A 13,635-nucleotide genomic window follows, 5' to 3' on the forward strand; every position below is an offset into this window, starting at 1 on the left:
TTTCGGATCGCCCCTCGGGCTGACCCGGGAGGGGTCCGGCGATACCTACGCTGGGTGACGTGCAGCGCCTCTACGAATTTCTCCGCAGGCATCCGACAGGGGTGGACGCCTTCTGGGCCGTCCTCCTTGTCGCTTCCGGGTTCCTGTGGCTCGTGGAAGTATCGATCGACCGGGGCTCCCGCGCCGCGGGCGTGCCGATCGCCCTGGCGCTGGGGGCGACGATCGCGCTGCGCCGCCGCGCCCCCGAGAAGATGCTGGGGCTGGCCATCCTGTGCGGTCTCGCCCAGATGGCCACGAACGTCCGGCCCAATGTGGCCGACTTCGCCATGCTCGTGATCGTCTACACGGTGGCGGTCGCCTCCTCGCGCCCGGCCTCCCGCTTCGCGCTGGGCGTGGCGATCAGCGCGGCCCCCCTCGCCACCCTCCGCTGGCCGCACTCCCAGCAGGGCTGGTGGGAGGACGTGGTCTCGGCGGTCTTCGTCTCCATCCCCTTCGTTCTGGCCTGGGTGCTCGGCGACTCGATCCGCACCCGCCGCGCCTACTACGCGCAGCTCGAGGAGCGGGCCGCCCGGCTGGAGAAGGAGCGCGAGGCGCAGTCGAAGGTCGCGGTGGCCGCCGAGCGCGCCCGGATCGCGCGGGAGCTGCACGACGTCGTGGCGCACAACGTGTCGGTGATGGTGGTGCAGGCGGACGGCGCCGCGTATGTCCTGGACTCCTCGCCCGAGCAGACCCGGCAGGCGCTGGAGACGATCTCCGGCACCGGCCGCCAGGCGCTCGCCGAGATGCGGCGGCTGCTGGGCGTGCTGCGCACCGGGGAGCCGGGCGAGGAGAACGACTACGTACCGCAGCCGGATGTCGAGCAGATCGACGAGCTCGTGGAGCAGGTGCGCGGCGCCGGGCTCCCGGTGGACTTCAAGGTCGTGGGCAGCCCTCGCCAGCTCCCCAGCGGGGTCGAGCTGACCGCGTACCGCATCGTGCAGGAGGCGCTCACCAACGCCCGCAAGCACGGCGGCCCGGACGTGGGCGCGAGTGTCCGCCTCACCTACTTCGACGACGGGCTCGGGCTGCTGGTCGAGGACGACGGGCGGGGCGCGCAGCGCGAGATGTACGAGGACGGCGGCGCGGACGGCAGCGGCCATGGTCTGATCGGGATGCGGGAGCGCGTCGGCATGGTGGGCGGCACGCTCGACGCGGGCCCGCGACCGGGCGGCGGCTTCCGGATCAGCGCGCTGCTGCCGCTGAAGCCGGTTCGTTGAACCATCCGATACGTGCTGTAGACCGGCTGTCAGGCCAGAGGGAAGGGACCGTCCGGGATGTCGATCCGCGTCATGCTCGTCGATGACCAAGTGCTGCTGCGCACCGGCTTCCGGATGGTGCTGGCGGCCCAGCCCGATATGGAGGTCGTCGCCGAGGCGGGCGACGGGGTGGAGGCGCTCCAGGTGCTGCGCTCCGCCGAGGTGGACGTCGTCCTCATGGACGTCCGGATGCCCAAGCTGGACGGGGTGGAGGCGACCCGGCGGATATGCGAGCGGGACGGGGCGCCGAAGGTCATCATCCTGACCACGTTCGACCTGGACGAGTACGCCTTCTCCGCGCTCAAGGCCGGGGCGGGCGGCTTCATGCTCAAGGATGTGCCGCCGGGCGAGCTGCTCGCGGCGATCCGCGCGGTGCACAGCGGCGACGCGGTGGTCGCGCCCAGTACGACGCGCCGGCTGCTGGACCGGTTCGCGCCGTTGCTGCCGGGCAGCGGAGCCGGTGGCTCCGGGGGCCGGTCCGGTCCGGAGCTGGACCGGCTCACCGACCGGGAGCGCGAGGTGGTGCTGCTGGTCGCGCAGGGGCTGTCGAACGGCGAGATCGCGGCGCGGCTGGTGCTGTCCGAGGCGACCGTGAAGACCCATGTCGGCCGCATCCTCACCAAGTTGGAGCTGCGGGACCGGGTGCAGGTGGTGGTGATGGCCTACGAGACCGGACTGGTCCGGGCCGGGGGGCCGACCGGACCGGCCCGCTGAGGCGACGCCCTTACGGCTGAGGCGGCCTCCTTACGGTTGAGGCGGTGTCCTTACGGTTGGCACGGCCGTCTTACGGTCGGCACCGCCTACCGTCCGTCCTCGCCGTTCTGCGAGCGCTCGCGGAGGACCAGGTCGAGCAGTCCGGGGAAGCGCTGGTCGAACTCGGGACGGCGCAGCCGGTTGACCCGCTTGGGGCCCAGGTCGCGCTGCTCGATCAGGCCGGCCGCGCGCAGCACCGAGAAGTGGTGGCTGAGGGCGGCCTTGCCCACGGGGACGTCGAAGGTGCCGCAGGCGTGCTCCCAGTCGGCCGCCGTGGCGAGTTCGCGGACCAGCTGGAGCCGTACGGGGTCGGCGAGCGCTGCGAGCGCGGTCTGCACGGGGACGTCGTCGGGGTGGGTGTGGTGCGGCGCGGACCGGTGGCTTCGGTTGCCCATCGCCGCTCCTCCGCCGCTCGCCGTTCCGACCGCGTTCACTGTGCGGTGAACATTTTAAGCGCGGCCGGTGCCCTACCGCAGAACGCTCTCCAGGAAGTCGCTGCCCAGCCGGGCCACCGACGGCAGATCGAGCTGGTGCAGCACATAGCGGCCGCGGCGGCGGGTGGTGAGGAGACCGGCCTTCTTCAGCACGGCGATATGGCGGGAGACCTCCGGGGGCGTGATGCCGTACGACTCGGAGAGCTCACCGGTGGTGTGCGGGCCGCGGGCCAGGGTGCGGCACAGCCGCATCCGCATCGGGTGGGCCAGGGCCTCGAGGCGGCGCTGGACGAGCTCCAGGGCGGCGGGCGGGGGCAGCTCGGGGGTGGCGACCGGGTACTGGATCACCGGGCGCCAGCCGGGGGCGTGCACGACGACGAGGTGCGGCCAGCCGAAGGCGGTCGGGATGAAGGTGACGCCGTCGCCGTACGCCGTCGTACGGCCGCCCGCCAGCTTGTCGACCAGGATGCTGTCCCCGTCCGCCGACAGCGACAGCGCGGCGGAGGCAGACGCCAGCGCCTCCGCGAGCCCCTTGCGCTGCAGCAGCTCGGCCTTGTGGCGGGCGTCCGCGGCCAGCTGGATCCGCGTCCGCCGCCAGGTGTCGGCGAAGAACGCCTGGTCGCAGTCCTCCAGCAGCCGCCGCAACCAGACCCGCAGCCCGTCCGGGTCCTCCAGCATGCGGTCGGTGAAGGCCGCCTGCCGCGGCCCCCGGGCGGCCGCCATCTCGCGGACCCGGGCCCGTTCGCCCGCGTCGACCAGCGGCGAGGGAGTGTGCCGGGTGTACGAGGTGGAGCAGGCGATCTCGAAGGCGGCCGCCACGAACGTCTCGTCGTCGATCCGGTCCAGCGCGTCCAGCTCCTCCGCCAGCGTCGCCCCGGGGACGGCCGGGAGCAGCAGGTCGGAGCGGGCGGTGCGCCACAGGAAGTCCGCCTCGCAGAGCCGGTCCGCGAGGTCCGGCTTGAGCGCCGAGGCGGTGGCGGTGGCCCAGCCGTGCAGCCCGGGGTGGTGGCCGGGCTCGGACAGCACATGGAGCGCGGCGCCCAGCTCGGCGAGCGGGGACGGGCTGAAGACGATGCGCTCGGGCGGCAGCCCGGCGATGTCGATGACATTGGCCATGGACCCATGGTGCGGGAGCCCGGCCCAGGCGCCGCCCCCGTTTGACGCCCATCGTCAAACGGCGTGACCGGCGTCCGGGGCCGGGCGGACCGTCGAGCCATGTCCCTCACCGAGCAGTACGTACTCGACCTGTACCGGGCCGCCCAGCGCGGCGAGCCCGCCCCGCCCGCACCGGGCCCGCACGACTGGCGCACCCTCCGGGAGCTGCGGGAGTACCGCGACTTCCGGAGGGTGACGGCGGGCCGCCCGGCCCGCCGCCGCGGCCGCCATGGCGGCCTTACGGATGCCATGCGCTCCGTAAGGGCGCTCAGGGAGGTGTTCGCGCGGCGCCGGTCAGCGCCCCCCGTCCGTGACCTCCCGGACCTCCGTGAGCTCCCGGACCTCCATGACCTCCCGGACCTCCGTGAGCTCACGGACCCGGGCGAGGAAGGCGCCGACCGCGGCCGTGACGTCGTCGGCCGTCCACTCGAGTGCGGATGAGGCGACCGTCAGCTCCGTCATGGCCAGGCCGGGCGGCCCCGGCTCCCGCCAGCGACGGAACAGCACCGTCCGGGTCTCCTCCGCCAGCCGCACCCCCGCCTCGTCCAGCACCGCCGCCGGATACGGCAGCCACACCTGGAACTGGTGGGTGTGCGGCACCTCCGGGTGCACCCGGGACCAGCCCAACCCCGCGGCCGTGAACGCCGTCCGCAGCGCCTCGGCCACGACCCGCGCGTGCGCCACGTACGACGGCAGCCTCGGCAGCTCGCGGTCCAGGCCGTCCAGCGCGGCCAGCGCCACCGGCCACTGCTGGAAGAGCTGGCCGCCGTACCGGTGGCGCCACGCCCTGGCCTCGGTCACCAGGGTCTCGGGCCCGGCCAGCGCCGCTCCCGAGAGGCCGCCGAGCGACTTGTAGAAGGACACGTAGACGGAGTCCGCCAGGGCGGCGATCTCCGGCAGCTCCCGGCCGAAGTGCGCCGTGCACTCCCACAGTCGCGCCCCGTCGAAGTGCACCACCGCGTCCCGCTCCCGGGCCGCCTCCACGGCCGCGACCAGCTCGTCCCACTCGGGCAGCACGAATCCGGCGTCGCGCAGCGGGAGTTCGAGGGCCAGGGTGCCGAACGGCTCGTCCAGGCCCTGGATCTCCTCGGCCGTGGGCGGCCGCGGCTCGCTGGTCGGACGCACCGCGCGCAGCCCGCTCACCGTCAGATACGCGTCCCGCTCGTGCATGTCCAGATGGGACAGCGGATGCAGCGCCACCACCGGACTGCCGGTGCGCCCCGCCCAGCAGCGCAGCGCGACCTGCTGCGCCATGGTGCCGGTGGGGAAGAACGCCGCGGCCTCCATGCCGAGCAGCTCGGCGACCCGCCGCTCGAGCTCCTCGACGATGCCGTCGCCGTAGATGTCCACCCAGCCGTCCCCGCCGTACGACGCGGTGTCGGCCGTAAGGGCGGTCGTGAGGGCGGCCAGCCGCTCTGCGATCCGCACCTCGGCGGGCCCGCGCGTGAGCGTCCGCTCGGCACCGTGCCAGGCCGCGAGGCGGCGCGCCCGCGCGGTCCGTTCCGTCCCGCCGCCCGTGCCGTCCATCTCGTCTGCCCGGTCTGCCCGGTCTGCCTGGTCCGCTCGGTCTGCTTGGTCTGCCTCGTCCGTCCCGTCCGTCATGGGCTGATCATGTCGCACGCCCGTCCATCGGACCACAGAGTTGTCCACAGGCCCGGACGTGCGGCCAAACCCCCCGGAAACACTCGCGTAGCATGGCGGGGAATCGTCCGGTACCCCTGAGGACTGGAACGGAAGGCCGTTGCCGCGTGAACGCTCAACCACTGCCTGAGCCGCAGGACCGACCTGCCCGGCTCACCGTCGGGGTCGTCGGCGCGGGCCGCGTCGGCCCGGCCCTCGCCGCCTCGCTGAGACTCGCCGGGCACCGCCCGGTCGCCGCCTCCGGTGTCTCCGACGCCTCCGTGCGCCGGGCCGCCGCCCTGCTTCCCGAAGTCCCCGTCGTGCCGCCCTCCGAGGTGCTGGCGCGGGCCGAGCTGGTGCTGCTCACCGTCCCCGACGACGCGCTGCCCGAGCTGGTCGGCGGCCTCGCCGAAACCGGCGCGGTGCGCCCCGGCCAGCTGCTGGTGCACACCTCCGGGCGCTACGGAGTCAGCGTGCTGGAGCCCGCGCTGCGGGCCGGTGCGCTGCCGCTCGCGCTGCACCCCGTCATGACCTTCACCGGCACCTCGGTGGACGTCCAGCGGCTGGCCGGGTGCTCCTTCGGCGTCACCGCGCCCGAGGAGCTGCGGCTGGCGGCCGAGGCGCTGGTCATCGAGATGGGCGGGGAGCCCGAGTGGATCGCGGAGGAGTCCCGTCCGCTCTATCACGCCGCCCTCGCCATCGGCGCCAACCACCTCACCACGCTGGTCGCCCAGTCCCTGGAGCTGCTGCGGGCGTCCGGGGTCGAGGCCCCCGACCGGATGCTCGGCCCACTCCTCGGCGCCGCGCTGGACAACGCGCTGCGCAGCGGCGACGCCGCGCTCACCGGTCCGGTCGCGCGCGGCGACGCGGGCACGGTCGCCGCCCATGTCGCCGAGCTGCGGCGGCACGCCCCGCACGCCGTCGCCGGCTATCTGGCCATGGCCCGTACGACCGCGGACCGGGCGCTCGCGCACGGTCTGCTCAAGCCGGAGCTCGCCGAGGACCTGCTGGGCGTGCTCTCGGACGTGACCGACGCGCGGGGCCGGGGAGGTAGTGAGGCATGAGCCCGAGGCTGTGGACCAAGGCCCTTCCAGGGGAGCCCGATGTGGAGCTGTTCCGCCATCGCCCGGATCTGGACGCGGCGCTCGCCCACTTCGCCGTGCCGGGGCGCACGGCCGTCGTGATGACCATGGGCGCGCTGCACGACGGGCACGCCTCGCTCATCCGCGCCGCCCGCGCCCGGGTGGGCGCCAAGGGCATGGTGACCGTCACCGTCTTCGTCAATCCGCTGCAGTTCGGCGCGGGCGAGGACCTCGACCGCTATCCGCGCACCCTCGACGCCGACCTCGAGGTGGCGGCCGAGGCGGGCGCCGACATCGTCTTCGCCCCCACCGCCGAGGAGGTGTACCCGTACGGTGAGCCGGGCGTCCGGATCACCGCCGGGACCGTGGGCGAGCGCTACGAGGGCGCCTCGCGCCCCGGCCACTTCGACGGGATGCTCACCGTCGTCGCCAAGCTGCTCCATCTCACCCGCCCCGACATCGCCTTCTTCGGCGAGAAGGACGCCCAGCAGCTGTCGCTGGTCCGCCGGATGGTCCGCGACCTGAACTTTCCCGTGGAGATCGTCGGCGTCCCCACCGTCCGCGAGGGCGACGGGGTCGCCCTCTCCAGCCGTAACCGCTATCTGACGGCCCAGGAGCGGGACACCGCGCTGGCCCTGTCCCGGGCGCTGTTCGCCGGGCGCGACGCGGGGCTGCTGGCGGCCGGGGAGGGCCCGGCCGGGTCCGAGGAGCACGAGCTCATACGGGTCGCGTCGCCCGCCGCGGTGCGGTCCGCGGCGCGGGCGGTGCTCGACGAGGCGGCGGGGCTCGAACCGCCGCTCGTCCTGGACTATCTGGCCCTGGTCGACCCCGCCGACTTCACCGAGGTCTCCGACGGACACACTGGCGAGGCCGTGCTGGCCGTCGCCGCCAAGGTCGGCGCCACCCGCCTGATAGACAACATCCGCCTGTGGATCGGAGCCGCCCGATGACCCGTCCGACCGGGCGCCCGTCGGCCGATGCCGCCGCCCCCGCCACCGCTCTGCGCGCCCCCGCCCCCGGCTGGGCCACCGAGGCCGATGTCGTGGTCGTCGGCTCCGGGGTCGCCGGGCTGACCGTGGCGCTCCGCTGCGCCGCGGCCGGGGCCAAGGTCACCGTGGTCACCAAGGCCCGCCTGGACGACGGCTCCACGCGCTGGGCCCAGGGCGGCATAGCCGCCGCCCTCGGCGAGGGCGACACCCCCGGGCAGCACCTGGACGACACGCTGGTGGCCGGTGCCGGGCTCTGCGACGAGCAGGCCGTACGGACGCTGGTCACCGAGGGCCCCGACGCGGTGCGCCGACTCATCGCCACCGGAGCCCGCTTCGACGCCGACGACGCCACGGGCGAGATCCTGCTGACCCGCGAGGGCGGCCACCACCGCCGCCGGATCGCCCACGCGGGCGGCGACGCGACCGGCGCGGAGATCTCCCGGGCCCTGGTCGAGGCGGTCCGCGCGGCCGGTATCGAGACCGTGGAGAACGCCCTGGTGCTCGATCTGCTCAAGGACGGCTCCGGCCGGGCGGCCGGGGTCACCCTGCACGTCATGGGCGAGGGCCAGCGGGATGGCGTGGGCGCGGTTCTGGCGGACACGGTCGTGCTCGCCACGGGCGGCATGGGCCAGATCTACTCCGCCACCACCAACCCCGCCGTCTCCACCGGCGACGGGGTCGCGCTCGCGCTGCGCGCGGGGGCCGAGGTCAGCGATCTGGAGTTCGTGCAGTTCCATCCCACGGTGCTGTGGCTGGGCCCGGAGGCGGAGGGCCAGCAGCCGCTGGTCTCGGAGGCGGTGCGCGGCGAGGGCGCCCATCTCGTCGACGCCGACGGGGTGCGCTTCATGCGCGGGCAGCACGAGCTGGCCGAGCTGGCGCCCCGTGACATCGTCGCCAAGGGCATCATGCGGCGGATGCAGGCGCGCGGCGCCGAGCACATGTACCTGGACGCCCGCCACTTCGGGGCCGAGATGTGGGAGCGGCGCTTCCCGACCATCCTCGCCGCCTGCCGCGCCAACGGTATCGACCCGGTGACCGAGCCCATCCCGGTCGCCCCGGCCGCACACTACGCGAGCGGTGGGGTCCGCACCGATCTGCGCGGCCGCACCACGGTCCGCGGTCTCTACGCCTGCGGGGAGGTCGCCTGCACCGGCGTCCACGGCGCCAACCGCCTGGCCTCCAACTCCCTTCTGGAGGGCCTGGTCTTCGCGGAGCGCATCGCGGAGGACATCACTGCTGGCGCGGAGTCTGTTGGGGTGGAGTCCGCCGGGGTGGAGTCCGCCGGGGTGGAGTCCGCCGGGGCCGGCGGACCAGAGCGGCCCGCCGGGCAGACCGGGCCATCGACTCCCGCCGCTTCTCCCGCCGCTTCCGGTGACGCGCCACTGCTCGCCTCCGAGGCCCGCTACGAGATCCAGCACATCATGACCCACGGCGCCGGGGTGCTCCGCTCGGCCGAGAGCCTGGCCCGCGCCGCCGACCGGCTGGAGCGCGTCCAGGACGACGCCGTGGCGCAGCTGCGACGGGACGGCAAGACGGCCGAGCCCGGGGTCGAGACCTGGGAGGCCACCAACCTCCATCTCGTCGCCCGGGTCCTGGTGGCCGCCGCGCTCCGCCGCGAGGAGACCCGCGGCTGCCACTGGCGCGAGGACCGCCCCGAGCGGGACGACGCCGCCTGGCGCCGCCATCTGCTGGTCACCCTCCGTCCGGACGGCGCCCTCGATGTCCGTGCCACGGACTCCGAAGCGTTTCCCTCATCGACCACCCCCCGAGCCGAGACGGAGTCCCGCCCGTGAGCAGCACTTCCGAAGACCGTCAGCGACCCGCGCCCCTGCCGCTGCTCCTGATCGGCGACCCCGGTGAGGGGAGCGGCTGCGGCGACGCCTGCGGCTGCGGCGGTGACGACGGCGGACTCGACCCGATGGAGTGCGGTCTGGACCCGGACCTGGCCGAGCTGCTGATCCGCGCCGGACTCGACCCCATCCAGGTCGAGGACATCGCCCACATGGCCATCGAGGAGGACCTCGACCAGGGCGTGGACGTCACCACCGTGGCCACCGTCCCCGAGGACGCCTTCGCCACCGGCGACTTCACGGCCCGTGAGGCGGGCACCGTCGCGGGGCTGCGGATCGCCGAGGCGGTCCTGTCCGTGGTCTGCACGGACGAGTTCGAGGTCGAGCGGCATGTGGAGGACGGCGACCGGGTGGAGCCCGGCCAGAAGCTGCTCAGCGTCCGCACCCGCACCCGCGACCTGCTCACCGGCGAGCGCAGCGCGCTCAACCTGCTGTGCCGGCTCTCCGGTATCGCGACCGCGACCCGTGCGTGGGCCGACGCGCTGGAGGGGACGAAGACCAGGGTCCGTGACACCCGTAAGACCACTCCGGGGCTGCGCGCCCTGGAGAAGTACGCGGTGCGCTGCGGCGGCGGGGTCAACCACCGGATGTCGCTCTCGGACGCCGCGCTGGTCAAGGACAACCACGTGGTCGCGGCGGGCGGTGTCGCGGAGGCGTTCGGCGCCGTACGGGCCGAGTTCCCGGATGTGCCGATCGAGGTGGAGGTCGACACCCTGGAGCAGATTCCGCCGGTCCTGGCGGCGGGCGCGGATCTCATCCTGCTGGACAACTTCACCCCGGAGCGGACCCGCGAGGCCGTCGAGCTGGTCGCCGGGCGCGCCGCGCTGGAGTCCTCGGGACGGCTGACGCTCGCGGGCGCCCGTACGTACGCCGAGGCGGGCGTCGACTATCTGGCGGTCGGCGCGCTCACCCACTCCTCCCCGATCCTGGACATCGGCCTGGACCTGCGCGAGGCCGAGGAGAAGTAAGCGATGCTCCTGACCATCGACGCAGGCCCGCCCGTCGCCCCACCCACCACCCCAGGGCTCGCCCTCGGCCGTGAGCCCGACCGGAAGCGGTGCCGCCCATGCTGTTGACCATCGACGTGGGGAACACCCATACCGTGCTGGGCCTCTTCGACGGCGACGAGATCGTCGAGCACTGGCGGATCTCCACCGACGCCCGCCGCACCGCCGATGAACTCGCCGTCCTGCTGCAGGGCCTGATGGGCATGCACCCGCTGCTCGGCGAGGAGCTGGGCGACGGGATCGCGGGCATCTCCATCTGCTCCACCGTCCCCTCCGTCCTCCACGAGCTGCGCGAGGTGACCCGCCGCTACTACGGCGATGTGCCGTCCGTCCTGGTCGAGCCGGGCGTGAAGACCGGTGTGCCGATCCTGGTGGACAACCCCAAGGAGGTCGGCGCCGACCGGATCATCAACGCGCTGGCCGCCGTCGAGCTGTACGAGGGCCCGTGCGTGGTGGTCGACTTCGGCACCGCGACGACCTTCGACGCGGTCAGCGCGCGCGGGGAGTACGTGGGCGGGGTGATCGCGCCGGGCATCGAGATCTCGGTCGAGGCGCTGGGCGTACGCGGGGCGCAATTGCGCAAGATCGAGCTGGCCCGTCCGCGCAGCGTGATCGGGAAGAACACGGTGGAGGCCATGCAGTCCGGCATCCTCTACGGCTTCGCGGGCCAGGTGGACGGAATCGTCCACCGTATGGCGCGCGAGCTCGCCAAGGACCCGGAGGACGTCACCGTGATCGCCACCGGCGGGCTGGCGCCCATGGTGCTAGGAGAATCCTCAGTGATCGATGAGCATGAGCCCTGGTTGACCCTGATCGGCCTCAGACTGGTCTACGAGCGGAACGTCTCGCGCGGCTGAGCACCGGCGATCAGCTCTTCACCCGGGTGCTCGACCGCATTGACGGCATTCCGAAACGAATTCCCACACTCGGGATTCGGCCTGCGCAACTGATCGCTCTTCGCCAATGGGGCAAGGGGCGGTCAACGGAAAGACGGCACATCGAATTCCGTATTGACAAGCGGAACGGCCGTCGACCATGTACACCGGCACCCGGATGCGACGGTCCGCCCCCGGGTGCCGGGTCCGGACGGGACCGCCTCGGCGCGGTCCCGTCCGGCGCTTCCCCCGTATGGCCGCTCGGCGTCCGCAACGCGCCGCACCGTCCGGCGCTAAGCGAAAATTGTCCGCTTAGCACTTAAAGTCGCCCCATGCCCACGCCATATGGATCCCGCGGCGGAATGGCGTTCAGTGCGGATGAGCTGCGTGTGCTCCGACGCGCCCTCGCCATCGCCCTCCAACCCGACCCCGTCACCCCCTCTGCCGGCCCCCTCGGCCCGGACCGGGCGGAGGAGGTCCAGGACTGTCTCCGGCTCGCCGAGGCCGTGGACGAAGCGGTCCGCGAGGGCGGGCGGCTGCGAGCGTTCCTGCTCGACGAGCTCGCCCGTTACCGCGCCGCCCTGCCCGGCGCCGCCGTCGGCTATCTCGAGCAGCTCCAGGGCGCCCTCGCGGCCGGTTATGAGCCGCTGGCCGAGGATCTGGCCGCGCTCCGCGCGCTGTGCGGGTCGGCCGCCGGGGGCGGCGGTGAGGCGACGCGCCGGCGCGCGCTGCTGAGCCACTGCGAGCGCCTTGCCGAGCGGGGCGTGCGCGCCCGGCTCGCGGAGCGCGCCGGTGCCGTAGGGGCCGTCGTGGAGCCGCGCACGCGCCCCGTGGCGCCCCGGCTGCGCGCCCTGCCCGGCGGGAGCTCGGCGGCGTCCGGAACGGCCGCGCAGGGGGCCGCCCGGAAGGGGCCCGAGGTCGCGCGGGAGGCCGTGCTCCAGTCCGACGAGCCGAAGCGTGAGCCCCGTAAGAAGCCCACGCCGCCGGAGCGCGGCGACCGCGAGGAGCCGAAGCGGAGGGAGCCGGGCCGCCGGGCGCCGCGCCCGGGACGTCCGGTGCCCACGCCGGCGGAGGTCTTCCCGCCCAAACGCCGCCGCCCCTCGCCGCCCCCGGAGCACGAGTCGAGCCTCGCGTCCGGCGCCGGGGTCCGCTCCGCCTGACCCGCTGCCCCCGGGACGCCTCGCCCGGGACGCCTCGCCCGGCACGCCTCGCCCGGGACCGGTGCCCGGCTCCTGGAGGCCGCGGCGCGCCGCGTAATCTGGTGGTCTCGAGCAAAAGGAGGCCGAGAGCCATGGATTACGTCTCCGCGCTGGTCCCGCCCGTCGTGATGGCCGTGGCCTTCACCGCGCTCATCGTCACGATGGTGAAGAGCCAGGGCGGCGCCAACAAGTCCAAGGAGGACGCCGCGGTGGACGCCGCGCTGGCGGCCCGCGCCGAGGCCGAGCGCCCGGCGCCGGAGCGCGAGACCTCCTGATCGGATCGATCACGCCGGATCACGCCGGATCACGCCCCGGGACGCGTCGCGTCCCGGGGCGTGTGGCATTTCCCGTCCAACCCTCCCGACATTCGGGACATCTCCCACTATTATTCTCTGTGTGCCTCGGCCATTGGGAGATCTCGAAGACGCGGTCATGACGCGGGTGTGGAAGTGGAACCGCCCGGTCACGGTCCGGGAAGTCCTGGAAGACCTTCAGCGGGAACGCTCGATCGCCTACACGACGGTCATGACCGTAATGGACAACCTGCATCACAAGGGCTGGCTGCGCCGTGAGGTGGAAGGCCGCGCCTATCGATATGCCGCGGTCTCCACGCGCGCCGCCTACTCGGCCGCACTGATGAACGAAGCGTGGTCGACCAGTGACAACCCCGCGGCCGCACTCGTCGCGTTCTTCGGGATGATGTCCGAAGAGCAGCGCGACGCACTACGGGATGCCATGCGCGTCGCACAACTGGGGGAGCCGGGGGAGAGCCCCGGTGAGTCGGGGCGATGACCCAGGGCGATAGCGTCCGCTCATGTCCTCCCCACTATCAAAAGTAGTCACCGTCCGCCGTGCCCGGACCAGCGATGTTCGGGCGGTGCGTCGCCTCATCGACTCGTACGTGGACGATCGCATCCTGCTCGACAAAGCCACCGTGACGCTTTACGAGGACATCCAGGAGTTCTGGGTCGCCGAGCGCGACGAGGACGCTGAGCTCATTGGCTGCGGAGCGCTGCACGTCATGTGGGAAGACCTCGCGGAGGTTCGCACTCTCGCCGTCGATCGGACTCTCAAGGGCACCGGTGTAGGGCATCTGGTGCTTGACAAGCTGCTGCAGACCGCACGCTGGCTGGGCGTGCGGCGCATTTTCTGCCTCACCTTCGAAGTCGACTTCTTCGTCAAGCACGGCTTCGTGGAGATCGGCGAGACGCCGGTCGACGGCGATGTCTACAGCGAGCTCCTGCGTTCCTATGACGAGGGTGTCGCCGAGTTCCTGGGTCTCGAACGGGTGAAGCCGAACACCCTTGGCAACAGCCGGATGCTTCTGCAACTGTGATCGCGGGCCCTATGTCCGAATCGCTCCCCTATCACATAGC

Annotated in this window: 14 protein-coding genes; 11 read left to right on the plus strand and 3 right to left on the minus strand. The window is 73.1% G+C overall.

Translation table 11 applies throughout. The features are described 5' to 3' along the window. Positions 1-59 precede the first annotated feature (59 nt). Positions 60-1,256 carry a sensor histidine kinase gene (locus tag J2Z30_RS32080; RefSeq protein ID WP_044573316.1) on the plus strand — a complete coding sequence of 399 codons (1,197 nt, stop codon included), beginning with the start codon at positions 60-62 and terminating at the stop codon, positions 1,254-1,256. Positions 1,257-1,313: 57 nt separating this feature from the next. Then, positions 1,314-2,009, plus strand: coding sequence for a response regulator transcription factor (locus J2Z30_RS32085; protein WP_044573318.1), 696 nt, complete (start codon positions 1,314-1,316; stop codon positions 2,007-2,009). Between the two features lie 86 nt (positions 2,010-2,095). Here the strand turns inward: J2Z30_RS32085 and J2Z30_RS32090 are convergent, their stop codons facing one another. From J2Z30_RS32090 to J2Z30_RS32100, 3 genes are all read right to left on the minus strand, one after another. Next, positions 2,096-2,443, minus strand: a complete 348-nt coding sequence (locus J2Z30_RS32090) for an ArsR/SmtB family transcription factor (protein ID WP_044573321.1) — start codon at positions 2,441-2,443, stop codon at positions 2,096-2,098. 72 nt (positions 2,444-2,515) lie between these two features. Beyond that, complete coding sequence (locus J2Z30_RS32095; RefSeq protein ID WP_044573325.1) at positions 2,516-3,598, minus strand: DUF5937 family protein; 1,083 nt, start codon at positions 3,596-3,598, stop codon at positions 2,516-2,518. Positions 3,599-3,931: 333 nt separating this feature from the next. Next, on the minus strand, positions 3,932-5,239 hold the full coding sequence (locus J2Z30_RS32100) for a threonine aldolase family protein (RefSeq protein WP_052701486.1): 1,308 nt from the start codon (positions 5,237-5,239) through the stop codon (positions 3,932-3,934). Between the two features lie 146 nt (positions 5,240-5,385). On the opposite strand from J2Z30_RS32100, the gene J2Z30_RS32105 reads away from it, so the two are divergent. The 9 genes from J2Z30_RS32105 (at position 5,386) to J2Z30_RS32145 (ending at position 13,595) form a co-directional block, all read left to right on the plus strand. After that, entirely contained in the window at positions 5,386-6,321 is a 936-nt protein-coding gene (locus tag J2Z30_RS32105; protein WP_044573332.1) for a Rossmann-like and DUF2520 domain-containing protein, read from the plus strand. After that, entirely contained in the window at positions 6,318-7,289 is a 972-nt protein-coding gene (gene panC / locus J2Z30_RS32110; protein WP_209468926.1) for a pantoate--beta-alanine ligase, read from the plus strand. The genes J2Z30_RS32105 and panC overlap by 4 nt, the downstream gene beginning before the upstream one ends. Beyond that, positions 7,286-9,121: an L-aspartate oxidase gene (locus J2Z30_RS32115; RefSeq protein WP_044573336.1), complete on the plus strand. Its 1,836-nt coding sequence runs from the start codon at positions 7,286-7,288 to the stop codon at positions 9,119-9,121. Before panC ends, J2Z30_RS32115 begins: the two co-directional genes overlap by 4 nt. Beyond that, positions 9,118-10,146, plus strand: a complete 1,029-nt coding sequence (nadC, locus tag J2Z30_RS32120) for a carboxylating nicotinate-nucleotide diphosphorylase (protein WP_044573339.1) — start codon at positions 9,118-9,120, stop codon at positions 10,144-10,146. Before J2Z30_RS32115 ends, nadC begins: the two co-directional genes overlap by 4 nt. Positions 10,147-10,244: 98 nt before the next feature. Further along, positions 10,245-11,042 (plus strand): type III pantothenate kinase, encoded by a 798-nt coding sequence (locus tag J2Z30_RS32125; RefSeq protein WP_044573342.1) that lies wholly within the window; start codon positions 10,245-10,247, stop codon positions 11,040-11,042. 350 nt (positions 11,043-11,392) lie between these two features. Then, a complete protein-coding gene (locus J2Z30_RS32130) occupies positions 11,393-12,220 on the plus strand; it encodes a hypothetical protein (protein WP_078956803.1) in 828 nt (275 codons plus the stop codon). 131 nt (positions 12,221-12,351) lie between these two features. Continuing rightward, positions 12,352-12,534: a hypothetical protein gene (locus J2Z30_RS32135; protein WP_044573347.1), complete on the plus strand. Its 183-nt coding sequence runs from the start codon at positions 12,352-12,354 to the stop codon at positions 12,532-12,534. 121 nt (positions 12,535-12,655) lie between these two features. Then, positions 12,656-13,051: a BlaI/MecI/CopY family transcriptional regulator gene (locus tag J2Z30_RS32140; RefSeq protein ID WP_075200364.1), complete on the plus strand. Its 396-nt coding sequence runs from the start codon at positions 12,656-12,658 to the stop codon at positions 13,049-13,051. A 22-nt stretch (positions 13,052-13,073) separates the two neighbouring features. Next, a complete protein-coding gene (locus tag J2Z30_RS32145) occupies positions 13,074-13,595 on the plus strand; it encodes an amino-acid N-acetyltransferase (RefSeq protein WP_044573350.1) in 522 nt (173 codons plus the stop codon). The last annotated feature ends 40 nt before the right edge of the window (positions 13,596-13,635 follow it).

The sequence above is a fragment of the Streptomyces iranensis genome, from assembly GCF_017874715.1.
Taxonomy (GTDB): Bacteria; Actinomycetota; Actinomycetes; order Streptomycetales; family Streptomycetaceae; genus Streptomyces; species Streptomyces iranensis.

What these genes read in the sequence shown, in the direction of transcription:
- J2Z30_RS32085 (WP_044573318.1), top strand. Translation starts at nt 1,314, where the DNA reads ATGTCGATCCGCGTCATGCTCGTCGATGACCAAGTGCTGCTGCGCACC.
- J2Z30_RS32090 (WP_044573321.1), bottom strand. Translation starts at nt 2,443, where the DNA reads ATGGGCAACCGAAGCCACCGGTCCGCGCCGCACCACACCCACCCCGAC.
- J2Z30_RS32095 (WP_044573325.1), bottom strand. Translation starts at nt 3,598, where the DNA reads ATGGCCAATGTCATCGACATCGCCGGGCTGCCGCCCGAGCGCATCGTC.
- J2Z30_RS32100 (WP_052701486.1), bottom strand. Translation starts at nt 5,239, where the DNA reads ATGACGGACGGGACGGACGAGGCAGACCAAGCAGACCGAGCGGACCAG.
- panC (WP_209468926.1), top strand. Translation starts at nt 6,318, where the DNA reads ATGAGCCCGAGGCTGTGGACCAAGGCCCTTCCAGGGGAGCCCGATGTG.
- J2Z30_RS32115 (WP_044573336.1), top strand. Translation starts at nt 7,286, where the DNA reads ATGACCCGTCCGACCGGGCGCCCGTCGGCCGATGCCGCCGCCCCCGCC.
- J2Z30_RS32125 (WP_044573342.1), top strand. Translation starts at nt 10,245, where the DNA reads ATGCTGTTGACCATCGACGTGGGGAACACCCATACCGTGCTGGGCCTC.
- J2Z30_RS32130 (WP_078956803.1), top strand. Translation starts at nt 11,393, where the DNA reads ATGCCCACGCCATATGGATCCCGCGGCGGAATGGCGTTCAGTGCGGAT.
- J2Z30_RS32135 (WP_044573347.1), top strand. Translation starts at nt 12,352, where the DNA reads ATGGATTACGTCTCCGCGCTGGTCCCGCCCGTCGTGATGGCCGTGGCC.
- J2Z30_RS32145 (WP_044573350.1), top strand. Translation starts at nt 13,074, where the DNA reads ATGTCCTCCCCACTATCAAAAGTAGTCACCGTCCGCCGTGCCCGGACC.